The organism is Mycolicibacter sp. MU0102 (assembly GCF_963378105.1).
In the GTDB taxonomy this organism is placed as follows: domain Bacteria; phylum Actinomycetota; class Actinomycetes; order Mycobacteriales; family Mycobacteriaceae; genus Mycobacterium; species Mycobacterium holstebronense.
Genome location: NZ_OY726398.1, coordinates 4,685,292 through 4,707,559, shown reverse-complemented (window position 1 = coordinate 4,707,559; position 22,268 = coordinate 4,685,292). Strand labels below are relative to the sequence as shown.

The 22,268-nt window shown below is 67.7% G+C and carries 9 protein-coding genes; 7 read left to right on the top strand and 2 right to left on the bottom strand.

Annotated elements, in window-relative coordinates; translation table 11 throughout:
* The first annotated feature begins 41 nt into the window (after positions 1 to 41).
* The 4 genes from RCP37_RS21780 to RCP37_RS21765 all read left to right on the top strand — a co-directional run bounded on the left by RCP37_RS21780 (position 42) and on the right by RCP37_RS21765 (position 3,397).
* Positions 42 to 1,025 carry a PE-PPE domain-containing protein gene (locus tag RCP37_RS21780; protein ID WP_308484982.1) on the top strand — a complete coding sequence of 328 codons (984 nt, stop codon included), beginning with the start codon at positions 42 to 44 and terminating at the stop codon, positions 1,023 to 1,025.
* Positions 1,026 to 1,086: 61 nt separating this feature from the next.
* Positions 1,087 to 1,419, top strand: a complete 333-nt coding sequence (locus tag RCP37_RS21775; protein WP_036458234.1) for an ArsR/SmtB family transcription factor — start codon at positions 1,087 to 1,089, stop codon at positions 1,417 to 1,419.
* Between the two features lie 12 nt (positions 1,420 to 1,431).
* Entirely contained in the window at positions 1,432 to 1,917 is a 486-nt protein-coding gene (locus RCP37_RS21770; protein ID WP_308484981.1) for an SRPBCC family protein, read from the top strand.
* A 100-nt stretch (positions 1,918 to 2,017) separates the two neighbouring features.
* Positions 2,018 to 3,397 (top strand): acyl-CoA dehydrogenase family protein, encoded by a 1,380-nt coding sequence (locus tag RCP37_RS21765; RefSeq protein ID WP_308484980.1) that lies wholly within the window; start codon positions 2,018 to 2,020, stop codon positions 3,395 to 3,397.
* A 12-nt stretch (positions 3,398 to 3,409) separates the two neighbouring features.
* Here the strand turns inward: RCP37_RS21765 and RCP37_RS21760 are convergent, their stop codons facing one another.
* Positions 3,410 to 4,909, bottom strand: coding sequence for a bifunctional phosphatase PAP2/diacylglycerol kinase family protein (locus RCP37_RS21760; RefSeq protein ID WP_308487201.1), 1,500 nt, complete (start codon positions 4,907 to 4,909; stop codon positions 3,410 to 3,412).
* Positions 4,910 to 5,107: 198 nt separating this feature from the next.
* Between RCP37_RS21760 and RCP37_RS21755 the strand changes: the two genes are divergently transcribed.
* From RCP37_RS21755 to RCP37_RS21745, 3 genes are all read left to right on the top strand, one after another.
* On the top strand, positions 5,108 to 6,754 hold the full coding sequence (locus tag RCP37_RS21755; RefSeq protein WP_308484979.1) for a PfaD family polyunsaturated fatty acid/polyketide biosynthesis protein: 1,647 nt from the start codon (positions 5,108 to 5,110) through the stop codon (positions 6,752 to 6,754).
* A gap of 259 nt (positions 6,755 to 7,013) precedes the next feature.
* On the top strand, positions 7,014 to 13,808 hold the full coding sequence (locus tag RCP37_RS21750) for an SDR family NAD(P)-dependent oxidoreductase (protein ID WP_308484978.1): 6,795 nt from the start codon (positions 7,014 to 7,016) through the stop codon (positions 13,806 to 13,808).
* Positions 13,809 to 13,829: 21 nt separating this feature from the next.
* A complete protein-coding gene (locus RCP37_RS21745; RefSeq protein WP_308484977.1) occupies positions 13,830 to 21,167 on the top strand; it encodes a beta-ketoacyl synthase N-terminal-like domain-containing protein in 7,338 nt (2,445 codons plus the stop codon).
* On the opposite strand, the gene RCP37_RS21740 is transcribed toward RCP37_RS21745, so the two are convergent.
* A complete protein-coding gene (locus tag RCP37_RS21740) occupies positions 21,161 to 22,075 on the bottom strand; it encodes an MBL fold metallo-hydrolase (protein ID WP_308484976.1) in 915 nt (304 codons plus the stop codon). The two genes, RCP37_RS21745 and RCP37_RS21740, sit on opposite strands and share 7 nt — an antisense overlap.
* Between the last annotated feature and the right edge of the window lie 193 nt (positions 22,076 to 22,268).

Here is a 22,268-nt window from a genome sequence, read left to right as displayed (position 1 = left end):
TTTCTTTCCTAGCTCATACGTAAGCCTTAGGGGTTCTGCAAATGATCGCAACCAAGGTTTTCGCGCCGCTTGCTGCCGCGAGCGTGATCGCGGCCGGCGTCGTCGGAACTCCTGTCGTCCAAGCGACGCACGCGCTAGAAGTAGCCCTGCTGGCCGATACCGCGATCTTCGTCGGCGGGACTATGCTGACCACGCCGTCGGCGCAGTTCGCCCACACTGCCGCGGATCTCTTCCTTCAGCCGCTGGGTTTCGACGCCGGCGACGACGCGAGCGTGTGCGTGATCGGTTCCCCCGACTGCGATTCCGCGCTGCAGGTGCTGACCACCCCGCAACTCATCCTGCAGGGGCACAGTAGTTTCGCCGGAGCGGCACTGATCGTCCAGGCAGTGGAGGCCGAATTTGCCGCCAACCCCGGCGCCTACGACGCCGAGAACCCGCTGTGGATTTTCGGCTACTCGCAGGGCGCCACCGCCGGCTCGATCGCGATGGCCCAGTTGGCCCATGACGGTGTCATCCCGCCGGGGGCGTTGCACTTCGTCTTCATCGGTGATCCCTCCAGTACGACCGGCGTGTGGTCCGATCCCTCCGGCACCACCGACAACTCCGACCTCTACCCACTGCTGAACGGTTTCCATACCCCCAACGACGCCTTCACCACCACCATCTACGAGTTCCCCGGCGATCCGGTTGCCGACTACGCGTCGAACTCCATGCTCGGCTTGCTCTGGGAGCACGTCATGTACTTGGGCCTCACGCCGGAAGAGGTCGCCAACCACACCTTCAGCACCGACGGATTGATCACCAACATCAGCCTCTCCGGCGACATCGACGAGTTCAGCACCTGGATCAGTGCGCTGACAAGCGGCGGGCTGATCGAAAGCGGTGTGTTCGTAGGACTGTTCAACTCGATCGTGGAGATGATCTACAACGCCTTCGGCAAGATCGAGGAGTTCTTCACCGACTGGATGGGCATCGACTGGGGCGGCGTCGAGGACACCCTCGACTACTGGTTCCCGGTGGTCTGATCCAAGCCGGGCTCCGCCGGCTCCTTGACAACCTACAACCAAATGGTTGTACGATTGCAGGGTGATCACGCTCGACGACGACCGGGTAGATGCCCTGTTCCACGCACTTGCCGACCGCACCCGGCGTGACATCATGCGCCGGGTGCTGGCCGGCGAGCACTCGGTCTCCGACCTCGCGGTGAAGTACCAGATGAGCTTCGCCGCGGTGCAGAAGCACGTCGCCGTGTTGGAGAAGTCCGGCCTGCTCACCAAGCGCCGCAGCGGCCGTGAGCAGTTGGCCCGCGGTGACGTGGCCGCGGTGCGGTCGGTGGCGGCCATGCTCACCGAGTTGGAACAGGTTTGGCGTGGTCGCATCGCACGTATCGACGAACTCATCTCGTCCGAGGAGACATAGGAGGCCCGCACCATGCCTGTTATCGACGTCCAACACGACATCGACGCCTTGACCTTGACCATCACCGCCGAGTTCGCCGCGCCGGTGCAACGAATCTGGCAGATCTACGCCGACCCACGCCAGCTGGAAAAGGTCTGGGGTCCACCTACATTCCCCGCGACCGTGGTCGACCACGACCTCACGCCCGGCGGACGCACGAACTATTTCATGACCGGTCCCGACGGTGAGAAGTACGCCGGCTACTGGCAGATCATCGCCGTCGACGAGCCGCGGAGCTTCACCTTCGACGACGGCTTCGCCGATCTGGACTTCAACCCCGATCCCGGGATGCCGACCTCCAGGAACGTCTACACCTTCACCGAGCACGACGGTGGAACCCGCGCGACATACACGAGCACGTTCGGGTCCGCCGCAGACCTGCAGAAGGTGTTGGACATGGGTGTCGTCGAAGGTTCCACCTCGGCGCTGAACCAGATCGACACCCTGGTCGCCACCTGAATCACGGCGTCGGGGCCGACGCGTTTGACCCGGCGATGGAGCGGCAATTCCAGGTGTTCGGGCGGCTGCAGCGAGCCGCAAGGACGGCAAGGACCCTGCGATGGCCTTCGATCTCACGCCGACCACGGCGCAGCATGACCTGGCCCGCCGCGCCCATCAGTTCGCCGAATCGGTTATTCGGCCGGTCGCACTCGACTATGACCAGCGCCAGGACTTCCCGTGGCCGGTGCTCGAAGAGGCTGCCGCGCAGGGCTTCTACAGCCCGCTGTTCTACCGCGACCTGATCGGCGACTCGACGGGGTTGTCGTTGCCGATGTTCATGGAAGAGCTATTCTGGGGCTGCGCTGGGATCGGGCTGGCGATCGTGATGCCGGCACTGGCCCTGTCGGCGATCGGACAGGCCGCCACCGCCGAACAGATGCTCCAATGGGCGCCTGAATGCTTCGGCACGCCAGGCGATCTCAAACTCGCGGCCCTGGCGATATCGGAGCCCGAGGGCGGCAGCGACGTTCGCAACCTACGCACCACTGCCTGCCGCGACGGCGACGACTGGATCATCGACGGCCACAAGATGTGGATCGGCAACGGCGGAATTGCAAACGTGCACGTGGTCAACGCCGTCGTCGACCCGGACCTAGGCCACCGCGGCCAGGCGTTGTTCATCGTGCCGGGTGGCACACCCGGACTGGAGTTGGTCCGCAAGCTCGACAAGCTGGGCTGCCGGGCTTCCCACACCGCCGAACTGCGATTCGACCACGTCCGCGTCCCGTCCGAGAACCTGCTTGGCGGGCCGGACAAACTCGAGCACAAACTCGCCAAGGCCCGCGAAATCCTCGCCGGCGCGGCGACATCCGGCTCCGCGACGCTGGGAACTTTCGAGCAGACCCGGCCGATAGTCGCGGCGCAGGCCATCGGCATCGCCCGTGCGGCACTGGAATACGCGACCGACTACGCCACCCGGCGGGAGGCCTTCGGCGGCCCGATCATCGACAATCAGGGCATTGCTTTCCCGCTGGCGGAGCTGGCCACCGCGATCGACGCAGCGCGGCTGCTGACCTGGCGGGCGTCCTGGATGGCGGCCAACGGGATCGGATTCAGTCGCGGCGAGGGATCGATGGCCAAGCTAGCCGCCAGCGAAGTCGCAGTGCGGGTCACCGAGCGGGCCGTGCAGACCCTGGGCGGCTGGGGGTACATCACCGACCATCCGGTGGAGAAGTGGTACCGAGACGCCAAGCTGTACACCATCTTCGAAGGCACCAGCGAGATCCAGCGGATGGTGATCGCGCAGGCCCTCGGCGCCGCGGTCGGCACCCCGCCGCTGCACGTCGAGATCGAGCCCTCCGGCGGACCGCTGAACCGGATGTTCGGTCGCGGCACACCGCTGCGAACCCGGGCCGCGGCCGGCGCGCTGGCGATGCAGGACCGCATCCCCGCACCGGTGCTACGGGCCGCGATGAAAGTTCTGCGCCCGCCGAGATGACCGGCCAGGTCGCTACCGCGAGCCCGAGGGCATGGGCCTAAACACCTGTAATGCGCGATAGCACGCAGTGAATTCGGCTTCCGCGCACGGGGTATCGACCTCTCCGTCGTGGGCGATCGGCACCGGTCCGTCGACTGCGGTGAAGCGGAACTGCGGAACCCGCAACTCGTGGTAGAGCCGACTGCGCTGCAGTCGTCCGGTCAGCAGTGCCGCCAGGATGCGCAGCGTGGACCACGGCCGGCCGGTTTCCAGGATCCGCACATCCAAGAGCCCGTCGTCCATCCGGTGCCGTGCGGCCGGCGCGAAGCCCTCGGGCTGATACGTCGAGTTGCCGAGGAAGAACAGCGACGTCTGCAGTGTCTTGTTGTCGTAGGAGATGCGCACCGGCCGTTCACGACGCAGCGTCATCAGCATGGCGTAAGCGCTGGCCACCGGCTTGCCGAGCTTGCCCTGCAACCGTTCCCGGCGTCGCACGAACGTCGGGTAGGCGCCGATGCTTGCCGTATTGATCACGGTTGTCTCGTCGTTGAACCGCACCACATCCACCCGCGACAGGCTGCCGTCGGCGATGGCCCGGATGGTCTTTGCGGTGGTGTCGCAGCCGATGTCCTTGGCGAAGTGGTTCAACGTACCGCCGGGAAACACCGCCAGCGGCAAGTCGTGTTCCACCGCCACGTGCGCGGCCGTTGCGACCGAGCCGTCGCCGCCGGCGATCGCGAGCACGTCGGCGGAACCGGCGGCGCGGCGCAACGATTCCGCCAGGTCGTCGTCGGGGCCGACCTCAACGATGGTGACGGCCGGCAGGGCTTCGCGTACCTGCGCCGCGACCTCGCCCGAGCGCCCGTTGCCGGACTCGGGATTGACCACCAACGTCACACCCTTGCCGTCGGGACGCGCAGGTGAGGGGACACGCAGGGCCGTGGTGTGGGGCGCGGGCGGAGTGGCTATCGGCGGCACCAGCCTTGCCCCAGCCACCGCGATCGACGCACCGATGCCCAATCCGGCGAGAACATCCCCGGGATAGTGGACGCCGGTGGCGACGCGGGACAGACCGACCAGGCCGGCCAGCCCCGCGACGGGCAGTCCCACCAGTGGGTTCTCCAGGCCCACTCCGACGGCGAACGCCGCCGCGCTCGCGGAGTGCCCGGAGGGCAGTGAGTTCGACAGCGGTAGCCGGTGGGCGCGGCGCAGCAGGGGCACCAGCGCGATGTTGGGGCGTGCGCGTGGTCGGATCCGTTTGACCACTTGGTTGGTCACCAAGCTGGTCAGTGCCAGGCTGGCCACTCCACGTGCGGCGCCGCGCTGAGTTGCCGGACCGCCTGTCGCGGCCATAGCGGCGGCCAGAGCCAGCCACAGCTTGGAGTGATCGGCGGCGCGGGTCAGCACCGGCATGGTGGTGTCGAGCAGTCGGCTGGGCGAGTGGGCGATCGCCTCGAATACCTCCGCGTCGAGTTTGCCGAGACCGTCGGTAATCTGACGCAGCCCGGAACGTCGGCGCGACAGGGGCGCCATCGGTAGTAGACCCACGGCAACGACTCCTCCGTCCACCGGCGCCGCTGCTGGCGCCGAATGGCAGCCCTATACCCGTTTGACGGTGGGGAGACTCCCCGCCATCGCGGGCCATGAGAAACTCTCATCGTTTTCTCCGGTTCGTGCGCAGGGCCCCTCGGCGCGAGCGCTCACAGCACCGGTGATCGAGAGGAACCGACTGTGAACGAGCGACGTGGCGTAGTACTGGATCAGCAGACCGGCGCGAGCCCGGGCCTGGGTTGGCGCCCTGCCACCGCGTCCGCCGCGTTCGCCCCGCAGGACATCGCCGACATCATCGGCGATGTACGCAACCCCGTTCATGTGGTGCGCGAAACGGCCACCGGGATGTTGGGGCTGGCCCGGGGCGGTGAGTTGGTCGGGGCCGGAGAATCGGAATTCTCCCTGGTAGGGACCCTGCCTGCGATCTACCCCGAGTGGCTGGGGGACCGCGAATTCTGCGAGGCGCACGGCGTCCGCTTCCCCTATGTCACCGGTGCGATGGCCAACGGTATCGCGACGCCGGCGCTGGTCATCGCGATGGCCGAGGCCGGAATGATGGGCTTCTTCGGTGCGGGCGGGCTCTCCTACGAGGCGGTGGAGCGGGGGCTGGACGAGATTCAGGCCGCGTTGGCCGGCCGGCCCGGGCTCGCCTGGGGGGCCAACCTGATCCACTCGCCCAATGAGGCCTCCCTCGAGACACGCGTCGCGGAGCTCTTCATTGCGCGCGGCGTTCCGGTCGTCGAGGCCTCGGCATTCATGAAGCTCACCCCCGCGGTGGTGCACTACGCACTGTCGGGACTGGACACCGATCCGGCCGGCAACATCGTGCGCAGGAACCACGTGATGGCCAAGGTGTCGCGGCCCGAGGTGGCGCGCATGTTCATGGAGCCGGCGCCGGCGGCGCTGGTGTCTGCCTTGGTGGCGGCCGGAAAGCTGACCCAGCGCGAAGCCGACCTGTCTCGGTATGTGCCGGTGGCCGAGGACATCACCGTCGAATCCGACAGCGGTGGGCATACCGACAATCGCCCGCTACCGGCGCTTTTCTCCGAAATCGTCATGCTGCGCGATTCGCTGGCCCAGCAGCACCAGCTGAACTGCCGGGTGCGGGTGGGTGCTGCAGGCGGCCTCGGCGCACCGCAGGCCGTCGCCGGCGCCTTCGCGATGGGGGCGGCCTACGTGCTGACCGGGACCGTCAACCAGGCCTGCGTGGAGTCGGGCCTGTCAGCGCCCGGGCGCGCCATGCTCGCCAAGGCCGGCATCGCGGACGTGATGATGGCCCCCGCCTCCGACATGTTCGAAATGGGCGTCAACCTGCAGGTACTCAAACGGGGAACGATGTTCGCCCCGCGCGGCAAGAAGCTCTACGAGTGGTACGCAGGCAACCCCGACCTGGCCAGCGTGGTCGCCAAGCACGGCCCCGAGCTGGAGAAGATCCTGGGCACCACCGTCGCCGAGGTGTGGGCGGACACCCAGCGGTACTGGCAACAGCGTGACCCGGCGGTCCTCGAACTCGCTTCCAGGGACCCGAAGTACCAGATGGCACTGGTGTTCCGCTGGTATCTGGGGCAGTCGAGCCGGTGGGCTATCAGCGGCATCCCCGAGCGAGTGCTGGACTACCAGATTTGGTGTGGCCCGGCCATGGGCGCGTTCAACAGCTGGGTGGCAGGCAGCCACCTGGAGGCATGCGAGAACCGCCAGGCGGTCCAGGTGGCCCTTAACTTGCTTGAAGGCGCCGCCCACGTGACTCGTGCCAGTGCGGCTCGCTCCTGCGGAGTACCGGTCCCGTCGGACGCATTCGCCTACCGGCCCCGACCGCTGGCTGTCTGATCCGCTCGGCGCCACGCGCCGGCCGGCCACTTGCTAGCAGTTCACCGGACTGCTGGCGTGACATTCGGGCGGACGACTGTAATGCACGGCCAGTCGAAGGCGGACGTCTTCGATGTGTGATGGCGACAACACTCTGATATTGTCCCGGCAGCGTCTGGCCATCGGGATGATCAGCGGAACCCCAGCTGCAACTCACCGTCTCTGATGGCGAAACTTAGGCTTTCGATGCTTTGCGTCAAGGCCGTTCTTAAGGAGACCCGTGGTAGCCAAACATCCACCTGTCGCAGTGGTCGGCGTCAGCGCGCTGTTTCCCGGGTCTCCCGAAGCCGAGCGATTCTGGCGCAACATCGTCGAGGGTGCGGACCTGTTCTCCGACGTACCGGAGTCGCACTGGCGGATCGACGACTATTACGACGCAGATCCTCGCACGCCTGACAAGGTATACGCCCATCGCGGGGGATTCTTGCCCACCGTCGACTTCTCGCCGATGGATTTCGGTATTCCGCCGAACGTCGTCCCCGCGACCGACACCGCCCAGTTGTTGGCGCTGAGGGTCGCGCAGCAAGTGCTGGAGGACTACGCCGGCGGCGACATCTCCGGTATCGACCGCGAGCGTGTCAGCGTGGTGCTGGGTTCGTCCGGCGGAACCGAGATGTCCGGTTACATGAGCGGTCGCCTGCATCGGCCGGTCTGGGAACGCGGCTTGCGCGCAGCAGGCCTCTCCGGCGACGAGCTGACCGCGTTCAGCGAGCGCGTCGCGTCGGGCTACACCCCGTGGCAGGAGAACACCTTCCCGGGCCTGCTGGGCAACGTCATCGCCGGGCGCATCGCCAACCGCTTCGACCTCGGCGGAACGAACTGCGTCGTCGACGCCGCATGCGCCAGTTCGCTGGCCGCGATCGAAATCGCGCTGCACGAGCTGTACCTGCGCGAGGCCGACATGGTGATCGCCGGCGGCGTGGACGCCTTCAACGACATCTTCATGTTCATGTGCTTCGCCAAGGTCACCGCGCTGTCGCGCACCGGCGACTGCCGTCCGTTCTCCGACCAGTCGGACGGAACGATGCTCGGCGAGGGTCTGTCAATGCTGGCGCTCAAGCGCCTCGACGACGCGGAGCGCGACGGCGACCGGATCTACGCCGTGATCCGCGGCATCGGCACATCCTCGGATGGTCGGGCCAAGAGTATCTACGCCCCCAGTCCGGATGGTCAGGCCAAGGCCCTGCGCCGCGCCTACGAGGCCGCCGGCTACGGACCGGAGACGGTCGGCCTCGTCGAAGCCCACGGCACCGGCACCAAGGCCGGCGACGTCGCCGAGTTCACCGCCCTGCGCCGGGTGTTCGACGAGTCAGGACGGGCCGACCGGCAATGGTGCGCCGTCGGCTCGGTCAAGTCCCAGGTCGGGCACACCAAGGGAGCTGCCGGCGCCTGCGGCCTGTTCAAGACCGTGATGGCACTGCACCACAAGGTCCTCCCGCCGACCATCAAGATCGACCGGCCCAACCCCGGGCTCGAGATCGAATCGTCGCCGTTCTACCTGTCGACGCAGACCAAGCCGTGGATCGCCGACCAGAATGTGCCGCGACGCGCTTCGGTCAGCGCGTTCGGCTTCGGCGGCACGAACTTCCACATCACGCTCGAGGAGTATGCCGGCGCCGGCAAGCACGCGCCGCGCTACCGCTCGTGGGACTCCGAGCTCGTGGTTCTCGGCGCGGAATCCGCGGCAGCGCTGGCCGCTCAGGCTGGGGAGCTGGCCGCCTCGCTGGTCGACTCGCCGGACATGCTCGGCTACCTCGCGCACAGCACGCAATCGGCATACGACGCCACCCGCCCGCACCGCCTCGCCGTCGTCGCCAACAGTGTCGATAGCCTGCGCACGATGCTCGGGGAAGCCGCGGCCAAGCTCCAAACCGCCAGCGGGGAGACATCGTTCAGCTCGCCCAAGGGCTACTACTACTCCTGCCAACAGGCCGGCCCGGTCGCGCTGCTGTTTCCCGGGCAGGGCAGCCAGTACGTGGGCATGGGTGCCGACATCCCGCAACTCCACGAACCGGCGCTAGCGCCTTGGGAACTCGCGCGTGCCAGCCTGCTCAACGCAGACCGCGACCTGCACGACGTCGTCTGGCCCAAGACGGCCTTCAGCGAGGAAGACCGCGCGGCTCAGGCCGCCGAGCTGACCAAGACCGAGTGGGCACAGCCGGGCATCGGCGCGCACAGCCTCAGCCTGCTGTCCGTCGTGCGTTCGCTGGGCATCGCGCCGGTCGCCGTCGGCGGCCACAGCTTCGGCGAGGTCAGTGCCCTGTGCGCCGCGGGGGTGATCAGCGACGACATCGCCCTGCTCATCGCCCGCGCGCGCGGTGCGCTGATGGCCCAGGCCGCCGCCAGCAGCGACGGCGCAATGTGCGCCGTGACCGCCCCCGCCGAGCAGGTCAGCAGACTTCTCGGCGAGTGGGGTCTGTCGGTGGTCATCGCCAACCACAACGCCCCCAACCAGGTCGTGCTCTCGGGCGACAGCGCGGCGATCGCCGATGCCGCGCAGCGGTTCAGCGCAGCGGGTATGAATGCGCGGCTCCTCGACGTCGCAACGGCTTTCCACTCCGAGATCGTCAGTTCGGCAGCGGCCCCGTTCGCCTCGTACTTGGCGGGCATTCCGTTCGGCGTGCCGCAGGTGCCCGTCTACGCCAACGCAACAGCTCAGCCGTATGTCGGCAGCGCCGAGCAGATGCAGGCCACGCTGGCCAACCAGATCGCGCAGCCCGTGCGGTTCGTCGAGCAGGTTCAGGCGATGTGGTCCGCCGGCGCCCGAACTTTTGTCGAGGTCGGCCCCGGCAGCGTGCTCACCAACCTTGTCGGCAAGTGCCTGACGGGCCAGGACCATGTCGCGGTCTCCCTGGATGCCAAGGGCAGAAATGGGATTCGATCGCTGTGGATGGGCCTGGCCCAGCTGGTGGCCGCCGGCGTTCCGATGAACTTCGACGCCCTATGGGCGGACTACCGCCACGGTGACGATCCGCGAACCCGTCCGGCGCCCAAGTTGACGATGAAGCTCAACGGCACCAACTTCGGCCGACCCGACATCAACGACGAGCCGGTGTCCCGGCCCTCGAAAAACTTTGAGAAATCCGAAAAATTTGAGAAATCCACCCCCCGCAGTGACCGCAACGGCCATGCGACCGGATCGGAGCCCCCAATGACCGCAGCTCATCCAACCGTTCCAGCGGCGAACGGGTTGCCCGCACACGTCCCGACGCACGTCCCGGTGCCGGTTCAGGCCGCCCCGGTTCCGATGGCGACCTCGCCGCTGATCTCCGGTCCGGGAGCCGAGATGGTGACGCACATGGTCGGTGCGCTGGGCAGCATGCAGCAGACCATCGCCCACCTGCAGGGCCTGCTGCAGACCCTGGTCTCCAGCACCGGGATGGCGCCGATGCCGGTCAACCAGCTGGCCTTCCCGGCCGCAACCACGGTGGTGCCGGCTCAGCCGATAGCCCCGTTTAGCGTGGCGGCCACTCCGGCTCCGCCGGCGGTTGCCCCGCCGCCGCCGGCTATGCCCGCGCCGCCCGCGGCTCCGCCAGCCCCCATCAGCGCACCGCCTGCACCTGTACCTGCGCCGGCAGCCGTACCGGTAGCACCGGCGCCGGTGGCCGCTGCGGTCGCGACGATGCCGGCGCCGCCGGCTCCGGCCCCTGTTGCTGCCGCTTCGGTTGCGGTGGCTGTTGCTCCCGCGGCTGTTGCGCCTGCGCCGGTTGCTCCGGTGGCGGTGGCGCCGGCTGCGGCGGCGGGTGTGGATTTGGTTGGGGACATGTTGGCGGTGGTTGCTGACAAGACTGGTTATCCGGTGGAGATGCTGGATCTGTCGATGGCCCTTGAGGCGGATCTGGGGATCGACTCGATTAAGCGGGTTGAGATCTTGTCGGCGGTGCAGGACCGGGTTCCGTCGTTGCCTGAGGTGGAGACCGCGACGATGGCGGCGTTGGTGACGCTGCAGGAGATCGTCGACTACCTGCAGTCGTTGATGGGTCCGGCAGCTGCCCCTGTTGCGCCTGCGCCGGTTGCTCCGGTGGCTGTTGCGCCGGCGCCCGCTCCGGTGGCGGTGGCGCCGGTTGCGGCGGCGGGTGTGGATTTGGTTGGGGACATGTTGGCGGTGGTTGCTGACAAGACTGGTTATCCGGTGGAGATGCTGGATCTGTCGATGGCCCTTGAGGCGGATCTGGGGATCGACTCGATTAAGCGGGTTGAGATCTTGTCGGCGGTGCAGGACCGGGTTCCGTCGTTGCCTGAGGTGGAGACCGCGACGATGGCGGCGTTGGTGACGCTGCAGGAGATCGTCGACTACCTGCAGTCGTTGATGGGCCCGGCGGCTGCCGCTGTTGCGCCCGCGCCTGCGCCGGTTGCTCCGGTGGCTGTTGCGCCTGCGCCGGTTGCTCCGGTGGCTGTTGCGCCGGCTGCGGCGGCGGGTGTGGATTTGGTTGGGGACATGTTGGCGGTGGTTGCTGACAAGACTGGTTATCCGGTGGAGATGCTGGATCTGTCGATGGCCCTTGAGGCGGATCTGGGGATCGACTCGATTAAGCGGGTTGAGATCTTGTCGGCGGTGCAGGACCGGGTTCCGTCGTTGCCTGAGGTGGAGACCGCGACGATGGCGGCGTTGGTGACGCTGCAGGAGATCGTCGACTACCTGCAATCACTGCTGGGTTCATCACCACCGGATCTGGTGGCGCCCAACGGATTGGCGGCAGGTGATCGCGCCCCTTTTGAGTTAGCCGGAGCGGAGGTGGCGCGCTACGAGGTACGCGCCACCGCCGCTCCGGTGAGCGGAATGGGCATGCCCGGCCTGTATGCCGCCAAGACCGTCGAGATCGTGACGGCCGAGGCAGCTCAGGACGGGCTGACTGCGACGGCCGAGGCCCTGGCCGCGGTTCTGCGCGCCCACGGCATTCGCGCGGCGATCGTGGCTCAACCCAGTGCCGACGCCGAGGCGGTCATTCATCTCGGCGGACTGCGGTCAATCGCTACTCGCGATGAGGCGCTTGCTATCAACCGGGTGCTGTTCGCCGACGCGCAGCGCGTCGCCGCGCAATTCGCGGAGCGTGGCGGCGTATTCGTCACCGTTCAAGACACCGGTGGCACGTTCGGTCTGCTCACCGACCCCGGCCTGCGGGCCTGGTCCGGTGGAATCGGCGCGCTGGCCAAGACGGCTGCGCAGGAATGGACCAGCGCACAGGTCAAGGCAATCGACGTCGCCGTCGGCCACTGTTCCCCGCAAGCCGTCGCCGAGCAGATCGCCGACGAAATCCTGGCCGGCGGAGTGGAACTCGAAGTGGGCCTGGGTAGTTCGCACGGGCGAACCACAGTCGTCGCGGGTGAGCAGCAGGTGACCACCCGCACGCACCGCATCGGTCCGCAAGACGTCATCGTGGTCTCCGGTGGTGCCCGCGGAGTGACCGCCGGTTCGGTGATCGCCCTGGCGCAGCAGACCCAGGCGGCGTTCGTGTTGATCGGCCGTACCGAACTCAGCGAGGAACCGCTCGAAGCCCAGGGTCTGACCACCGATGCGGAGCTCAAGCGGGCGTTGCTGGCCAGCGCTGCGGCGCAAGGCCTCAAGGTCACACCGAAGCAGTTGGAGCAACAGGCGCAGCGGATCCTGGCCGACCGCGAGGTGCGGGCCACCTTGTCCGCGCTGACTGCGGCCGGCTCCCGCGTCCGCTACGCCGCCGCCGATGTCCGGGACACCGCGCAGCTGGGTGCTTTGCTGGACAGCGTACGAAGCGAGTTCGGCCCCATCACCGGCCTGGTGCACGGTGCCGGTGTGCTGGCCGATGCGCCGCTGCACAAGAAGACCCTCGAGGGGTTTGACCGGGTCTTCGAGACCAAGGTCGGCGGTGCGTGCGCGCTGCTGGATGCCACGGCCAACGACGCACTCAAGGTGATCTGCCTGTTCTCGTCGGTGGCTGCCCGGAGCGGAAACGTCGGGCAAAGCGACTACGCCATGGCCAACGAGATCCTCAACAAGGTGGCCCTGGCCGAGCAGGCGCGCCGCGGGCCGTCCTGCCTGGTGCGGGCGCTGGGTTGGGGCCCTTGGGATTCCGGAATGGTGACACCCGGTCTCAAGGCGATGTTCGAGTCCCGCGGCATCTCATTGATCCCGCTGGCCGACGGCGCGCGCGCGTTCGCCGCCGAGGTACTCGATGGTGACACCGGAAGCCCCGAGGTGACCCTCGGCGACGGCGTACTCGCCGGATTGCCCACGCACCCGATCCCGCCGGAGGGCCGGGTCGCGCGCGTGCTGGCACATGTGACGCAGCAGCCCTACCTGCTGGATCACCGGGTCCAGGGCAATGTCGTGTTGCCCGTCGTGCAGGCACTCGAATGGTTCATCCGGATGGCCGAGGCGTGCCGGCCCGGCCACTACGTGGATCGGGTGCTCGACCTCAAGGTGTTGCGCGGTGTGACGCTCTACGAGTTCGAGAAGCACGGCAACCCCCTGCTGGTGCGGTGCGTGCCGGTCGACGATCGGCCCGAACTGCTGATGTTGACGCTCTCCGACATCGAAGACTCGACCGCCTACTACTCGGCCAAACTCGAGATGCGTTCGGGCGCAGCCGTGGTCGCGAGCGCCCCGGTGTCGGCGCCGGGCAGTCGCAGGATTGACCGCCAAACCTGCTACACCGGCGGGGCACTGTTCCACGGTGCCGCATTCCAGGTGCTCGATGGTGTCGACTGCGCCGAGACGGCCGCGACGGCCTACCTGTCCGGATTGACGACCGTGGGCTGGGCGGGCCAGGGCTGGGCCACTGACCCGGCCGCCGTCGACGGATGCCTGCAGGCGGCGCTGGTCTGGAGCTATGAGCTGCTGGGCCGCAACGTCCTTCCGCTGCGGGTGGGCGAGATCGTCCGCTACCGATCCGGTGCGCTGGGAGCGGGCCTGCGGTGCGTGCTCACCGGTGGGGACGCCAAGACCAGCCGTGCCGTCTGCGACCTTGATCTGGTCGACGCCGACAACCAGCTGGTGATCAGTCTCAAACGACTCGAGTTGTATCCCTACGGCGGCTGACACGACGGTGGCTGATTCGAAGTGAAGTTTGAACCCATCGCGATCGTCGGGCAGGGCTGCGTCCTACCCGGGGGACTGAACGCGGGCGAGCTCTGGACAACGGTGCACGATGGCCGCGACGCACTGGGCTCACCCGGCCCGGATTACTGGGGCGTATCGCCGGCACGCGTCCTGTGTGCCCCCGCGGACGTACCCGAACTCGACCACACCTGGTCGGACCGCGGCGGCTATGTTCGCGGCTTCGACGACGTCTTCGACCCCCGCGGCCTGTTCCTCGACGCCGACGACCTCGCCGGACTCGACCCGCTCTACCGGTGGGGAATCGAGGCGGCCAGACAAGCCCTGGACAGTGCGGGATGGCGGGCAGGTGAGGTCCCGGGTTCCGCGGGGATCGTCCTGGGCAACCTGAGCTACCCGACCAAGAAGATGACGGATCTCGCCGAAACAGTCTGGCGGGGACAAGGACCCAACCTCGACTCCGGGGTGGACTGGCGCAACCGCTTCATGTCCGGGCTACCGGCGCACCTCATCGCGCAGGCCCTGGGCCTGACCGGCGGCGCCGCGGCGCTCGACGCCGCCTGCGCTTCATCGCTGTACGCCATCAAGCTGGCCTGCGACCGCTTGCACGACCGCACCGCCGACGTCATGTTCGCCGGCGGCATCAACGGCGCCAGTGATCTGCTGCTGCACATCGGTTTCACCGCCTTGCAGGCACTGAGCCGAACGGGACGGTCACGGCCGTTCAACAACGGTGCCGACGGGTTGGTGCCCGCCGAGGGCGCGGCCATCCTGGTGTTGCGGCGCCTTGACGATGCGATGGCCGACGGCGACACCATCCTGGGCGTCATCCGGGGTGTCGGCTTGAGCAACGACGGTCGGGGACACGGATTTCTGGTGCCCTCCCAGGCCGGCCAAGAACGCGCGATGCGGCTGGCCTACGAGATGGCCGGCCTCGAGCCGCGCGATATCTCCCTCATCGAATGCCACGCCACCGGAACATCGCGCGGCGACCTGACCGAAATGTTGAGCATGGCGCGCATCTTCGCCGGCATGACCGACGTGCCCATCGGGTCACTGAAATCCAATCTGGGGCACTCGATCACAGCATCCGGTGCAGCGGGAGCCATCAAGGTACTCGCGGCGATGCGTGCCGGGGTACGTCCGCCGACCCTGCACGCCGAGGATCCGCTGCCCTTCATCGCCGACTCGCCGTTCCGACTGCTCACCGAGGCTGAGCCGTGGGACAGCGACGGCCCCCGTCGGGCCGCGGTCAACAACTTCGGCTTCGGCGGCAACAACGCCCACCTGCTGCTCGAAGAATGGGTCGACGGACGGGGTCCAACGCCGGCTCCTCCGGTCGCCGAACCCCGGACCGAGCCGGAGATCGCGATCGTCGGCCTGAGCCTCTTGGTCGGAGACGGGAACGGAACCGCCTCCGTCGCAGAGCATCTGAAGACATGTCAGCCGATCCCCACCGGCATGGCCGACGGAGCCCGCGGTGCGCGCATGGATGAGGTCAGTCTGGACCTGACCCAAACCCGCTTCCCGCCTGCGGACCTCAAGCAGACCCAACCCCAACAACTGGCGTTACTCGGTGCGGCCCTGGGCATCGGCGAGCTGATCAAGGGCTTGCCGCAGGACACCACCAGCGTCGTCGTCGGAATGGGCTGCGACGCCGAAGTCGCCCGGTTCGGGCAGCGCTGGCGGCTGGCAGACGAATTCGACGAGCCCGACCAGCTCGCCGCAGCGCGGGACGGCGTTGTCGCGGGGTGGACCGCCGCGGGCGTCGTGGGCGCCATGCCCAACATCGTGGCGAACCGCTTGAACAGCCAATTCGATTTACGGGGACCCAGTTTCACGGTGTCGCGGGAACAGCTCTCGGGCACCACCGCCCTTGAGTTGGCCGCACGGGCATTGCGGCGCGGAGAGATCGACGCGGCAGTGGTCGGCGCCGTGGACCTCAGCTGCGAACCCGTGCATCAGGCAGCGGCGCGGGCATTACTGCACGCCGACGAACAGATACCCGCCGACGCCGCCGTCGTTCTCGTGCTCAAGCGCGCCGCCGATGCGCACCGTGACGGTGACCCGGTGTATGCGACCTTGCTGCCCGATCAGCAGGTGGACGCCGAATGTCTGCACCTGGGCACCGTTCCCGGGGCGGTGAACCTCTCGGCCCTGTTGGGTCACGCGCACGCTGCCTCGGGACTGCTGCACGTGGCCGCCGGCGTGCTCTACGGAGCCCTCGGCGTGTGGCCCGACGGCGAGCCCTGGACGTCCGAGCAACGGCGCGTCGCCGTCGAACTCACCGGAATGGCCGACCAGCGACACCACGTCACGCTGGTGTCGTCGGCGACCGGGCCGGAGGCCGCGACCTTGCTGGCACCGGCCGTGGCCAACGCCGCCGCAAAACCCATCCGGCTCAACTTCCCCGCGCACCTGCCCGCGGTCCACCTGCCCCCACGCGTCACGGCCCCAGGAACGAACCCCCCTCATCAACTGGAGCAATTCATGCCAACACAACTCCCGATGCCTCCGGCTCTGGCAACGGTCGCGGAGTCGCTGGCCCGGCTGCCGTTGGGTGTAGCCGCGGACACGTCCTCGTGGCCGGAGCCGCAGCCGACGGCGGCCGACACTGCCCCCCAGGCACCCGCTGCCATGCCCGCAGGCGCAAGCCGCGCAATCCAGCCGGTCAAGCCTGCCGACAAGGTGGTCCCGGCGCCGACGGTCAAGCGTGAGCCGGTGGGCCTCAAGCTCGACAAGGACGGGCTGCGCGTGCACTCCTCGGGGAACATCTCCGAGATCTTCGGCCCGGCGTTCGCCGAGCAGGACCAGTACCTGCGACAGGTCCGGATGCCCGAACCGCCACTGCTGCTGGCGGATCGACTGCTGGGCATCGACGCCGAGCCGGCCCGCCACGGCACCGGAACGCTGTGGACCGAAACCGATGTCAACGCCGACTCCTGGTGGCTCCAGCAGGGTCGGATGCCCGCCGGCATCATGATCGAAAGCGGACAGGCCGACCTGATGCTCATCTCCTGGATGGGCGCCGATCTGCTCAACAAGAGCGAGCGGGTTTACCGGTTGCTCGGCTGCGAAGTCACCTATCTGGGTGGCCTGCCCGAGATCGGCGACACCCTGCGTTTCGACATCCACGTGGACGGCCACGCCCGCCAGGGTGACGTGCGGCTGTTCTTCTTTCACTACGACTGCACGATCGACGGCGTCGAGCGGATGTCGATGCGCAACGGCCAGGCCGGTTTCTTCACCGACGAGGAGCTGGCGGCATCCGGCGGGGTGTTGTGGCGCCCCGAGGAACAGACCGTCAGTGGACCGATGGAGCAGACGCCCGCTCAGACGTCTCGCACCTCACTGCAGCGCGCCGACCTGGAGGCGATGGCGTCCGGCGACATCTGGCATACGTTCGGCGAGGGCTTCGAGCGCGCCGGCAGCCATACTCGCACCCCGAGCATCCACGCCGGCGACATGCTCTTCGTCGACGAGGTGACCGACCTCGACTTCACCGGTGGCCCGTGGGGCCGCGGGTACCTGCGGGCCGTCGCGCCCGTCACGCCGGAGAACTGTTTCTTCGCCGGCCATTTCAAGAACGACCCTTGCATGCCAGGCACGCTGATGTACGAGGCGACCATGCAAACCATGGCGATCTACATGACCGCCCTGGGCATGACGCTCGACTGCGACGGCTGGCGTTTCGAACCGGTTCCCTTCGAGACCTACAAGCTGCGCTGTCGGGGCCAGGTCACCCCGCAGTCGCGCGAGGTGGTCTATGAGGTGTTCGTTCGCGAGGTGATTGCCGGGCCCGAGCCGACCCTGTTCGCCGACCTGCTCTGCACCGTCGATGGGCTGCCCGCCTTCCACTGTGAGCGGATGGGCCTGAAGCTGTCACCGGGGTGGCCGATGGACCTCGGCGCCAAAGAGCTCGAAGGTTACGTCGAGCCCAAGGCGGTCGCCGAAGTCAACGGTTTCCGTTACGACTACCAGGCGATGCTCGCCAGTGCCATCGCCAAGCCGTCGATGGCGTTCGGGCCGCTGTTCGAGAAGTTCGACTCGCCCCGCAAGGCGGCCCGGCTGCCCGGCCCGCCGTATCACTTCATGTCCCGGGTCACCGACCTGGTCGGCGAGACCGGCGTGATGAAGGCCGGCGCCGAAGTCGTCGTGGAATACGACGTCCCCACGGACGCCTGGTATTTCGCCGAGAACGGCGCCGCTAACGGGCACGAGACCATGCCCAACGCGGTGCTCATGGAAGTCGCGCTGCAGCCCTGCGGCTGGCTGGCCAGCTACGTTGGCTGCCCGCTGGACGGTGAGGCGGACCTGTTCTTCCGCAACCTGGACGGGACCGGAACCCAGCACCGCGAAGTCACTCCGGCGACCGGAACGCTGCGAATCAAGGTGAAGCTCAAAAGCCTCGCCAAGGCCGCGGGCACCATCATCGTCAGCTTCGACGGGGAGATCACCGCCGACGAGGGACCGGTCTACACCTTCGACACCGTGTTCGGCTACTTCAAACGCGAAGCGCTGCAGAACCAGGTGGGCCTGCCGGTCAGCGACGAGCAACGTGCCGCACTGGCGCAACCCTGCGAGGCGCCGGTGGTGGACTTGAGCACTCAGCCCGCTGAGTATTTCGGGGCCGGAGCGCGGTTGGCGGACCCGATGTTGCTGATGGTCGATCGGATCACCGGCCGCTGGCCTACCGGCGGCGCCGCCGGGCTGGGCCAGTGGCGCGGAGTCAAAGACGTCAACCCCGGTGAGTGGTACTTCAAGGCGCACTTCTTCCAGGACCCGGTCCAGCCGGGATCCCTGGGCATCGAAATGCTGTTGCAAGTCCTGCAATTCGGAATGCTCGACCTCGGCCTCGGCAAGGAGGCCGGCCCGTCGGCACGCTTCGAGCCGGCCGCCCTGCACGACGCTATGACCTGGCGGTATCGCGGCCAGATCATCCCCACCAACAAGCAGATCTCGGCGCAGGTCGAGATCACCCGGATCGTCCGCGAGGACGCCGGCATCCTCGCGGTGGCCGAGGCATCGCTGTGGGTGGACAACAAGCGCATCTACACCGCCAGCAACCTGGGCATGCGGATCGTCGCCGGCACGGAGGGTCAGCGTCCCCCGGCCGGTACCGGCGCCGTCACGGCTTCCGTGTCGGCACCGGGAGCCGCGGCAGTAGCAGCCTCCGCGCCGGCCTCGCTACCGTCAACGGAATCGGCTGCCGCGGTGCAGAATACGGTGCCCGCGACCAGCGTGATGGAAGTCGTGCTCGATCCGGTCAACGATTCCTGGATCGTCGATCACTGCCCGACGTACGTGATCCCGTCGCTGCCGATGATGTCGGTCATGGACCTGTTCGCGCAGGCGGCGGCCCGGGCCTCAGGCGGAGCCAAGGTCGTCGAGATCACCGACGTCCAGATGGTCCGGTGGGTCGTCGTCGACTCCCCGAAGCAGCTGCGGGTCGTGCTGGAGCAGACATCGGAGCCCGCTCGTTTCCAGGGCCGTCTCGAGGTCTGGCGGGATGCGCCGCGAGCAGAGTTGTCCCGCTGGGAGATTCACGCGCACGCCGTTGTCCTCACCGCCGCGCAGTACAGCGGTGAGCCGGAGCCGCCCGCCCCGCTGGAAGATGCGGTGCCCTACGCCGACCCCTATGACGGAACGGTGTTCCACGGTCCGGCATTCGCGACCCTGACCGATGGTGCCCGAATCGGGCGCAACGGCTCAACGGGCGCGCTCGCGATCGACCGCTGCGCTGTACCGGTTGGTGAACTGCAGCCGGGACTGTTGGACGGCGCGTTGCACGTCGTTCCGCACACCGCGATGAGTGTGTGGACCACCGACACCGCCGACCCCGCGTCGTATGCCGATGCGAGCGACCCCGATGTCGGATTCCCGCGCCGCATCCTCTCGGCCCGGTTCTACTCCGACACCCCCGTGGCCGGAACCGTGGATGTCGAAGCCCGATTCGTGGGCTTCGACGACGACGAGGGCCGCATGCCGACCTTCGACCTGTGGCTCAGCGTCGCCGGAAAGCCCTGGGCGCGTATCCGGATGGCCGAATTTCTGCTGAGCAAGGGACCACTGGCCGAAGTCGGCGGGCCTGAACGGCGCGCCTTCATGGGTGGACGGCAGGCGGTCCCGGGACTGTCGCTGAGCGAGCGACTCGGGCGCGGCGTCCTCGAGCTCGATACGGCCCGGATGGCGACCCTCGACTGGTTCAAGGGCACTTTGCAGGCCGTGTACGGCACCGACAGTCAAGGCGATTCGCTGATGGTCGACATCGTGACCAAGGAAGCGGTCGCGGACGCAGTCCACAATGCGGTCCACCCCGACCAGGTCCAGATCATCGACGGTCAGGTGAGCTGCCCCGCGCTGCCGCTGGAGCGCATCACTGTCGACGTGGAGAAGCTCGGGCCGGGAGCATGCCGCGCGAGCGCGTCATCGGTAACCGACTGGGAGCCGGTCCGAGCCTGGTGGACCGAGAGCGCGGGCATGCCGGACGGCTGGTTCGGCGAGCTGGCTCTGGGGGCGGTGCTGTCGCGCTACGTGCGCCACGTGGTGGTCACCAATCCGGCCGCGATGGCGGCCGTGCACGGTCGGCCGGTGTTGCTGTTGGCCAATCACCAGGTGCAGGTCGAATCGCTGTTGGGCACCACCATCGGAAGCTGGCTCACTGGCACCAAGGTGGTCACCATCGGCCACGCCAAGCACGAGACCGGCTGGGTGGGCAACTTGCTGCGGATGATCGACGCGACGGCGGGCAAACAGCTGGGCCACCTCCGCTACTTCGATCAGCAGCAGCCCCAGGAATTCTTCGCCCTGGTGGACGAACTCAAGCGGGAGTCGGCTTCCCTCGGCATTTCGGTCATGGTGCATGCCGACGGGACACGCAGCGTGAGCTCGGGGCAGCGGGTCGAGAGGCTGACGTCCACCTTGCTGGACATGGCGCTGGAGATGTCGATGCCGATCGTGCCGTTGTACTTCGCGGGCGGACTGCCCGAGGAGCCGTTGCCGCACAAGCTTGAGGTGCCCTATGGCCACGCCGCGCAGGACTACATCTTCGGCCGCCCGATCCTGCCCGACGAGCTGCGCGGAATGCCCTACGCCGAGCTGCGGCGTTACGTGATGGACGCGATCAACGGGCTCGCGCCGTTCAGCGACGCACCGCATCCGCCGAACTACGACGTGGAGAGCCGGATCACCGCCGCGGCACCGGGAGCGTCGCCGCTGGAATCGGTCTGGTTCTGCATCGAAGACGCGCTGGACTCGCTGCCGGTCGACTGGCGAAACCTGATCGCCGACGAGGACTGGGAGCTGGCCGGGTTTCGGCAGTCAGCGAGCACAGCTCAGTAATCCCACATCGCCGGTACGCACCGAAAGGCGTTGCCGGCGGCGGCCACGTGGCACACCGACGGGAACGGGAGGTGAGTGGCCACCAGCGCTTCGCCGGTCGATGCCAGCTCCTGCAGCAGGCCGACCCGGACCTCGATCGACTGCTCTGGGTCGTGTTCGAATCCGTTGTGCCACTGGGGGTTGTCGAATCCGACCTGGAATATGGCGTCGCCGGCGAAGGTGAGTCGGTGATCACCGGATGCCAGCCGGACCACGCTGTGGCCGGGGGTGTGCCCGCCGGTACGTGTGGCGAGCACGCCGGGGGCCGCCTCGTAGGACTTCTCGAAGGGGACCAGGTGGCTGCGGTATTCGTCCAAGAACCGCGAGGCGATCGATCGCAGCGCGTCCGGAACCGGAGCCGGCATATTGGTCCCGGAAAAGTCGGGCGCCTCCCAGAACTCGGCTTCCGCGGCCGCGACGTGGATCCGCAGGTCCGGACGCAGTCGCGCTTTGATCCCGTCGGTGAGCAGTCCCCCTACGTGGTCCATGTGTAGGTGGGTCAGCACCACGTCGGTGATGGCAGACAGATCGATGCCGGCAGCCTCCAGCCGACGGACTGCCTGGCCTGCACGCGGAAAGTCCGGAAACTCCATCCCCAGGCCGGCGTCGACGAGGACGGTCCGGTCGCCGGAGCGCACCACGGCCACGTTCAACGGCCAGTCGATGACGTCAGTCGGCAGGAACATGTCGTCGAGCCAGCCCGCCAGGCGGGCCGAGTCGACGTTGGTGGCCATGGTCGCGGCGTTGATCGGCAGCACGCCGTCACTGATCACCAGCACCTCGATGTCGCCGACCTGTACCGCGTACCGCGATGGAACCAGATCGTCGGGCTCGTGACTCTCAACACGTACGGCGGTGTTCAAGCTCATCTGCGTCTCCTTGGTCGTCGGTCTGCGCCTGCCCGGATCGTTCGGGTCGAGAATCGCGCGGCGCCATCGGTCTGCGCACCCTGGAAACCGCGTAGTCCTCGGCGCCCACGCGGGGGCTTTGGGGCGTCTTTTGACTGCGGCCGTGGTGGACGGCTAGCTTAGTGGCGATCGCGGCAGGGCCGACCAGCTACGC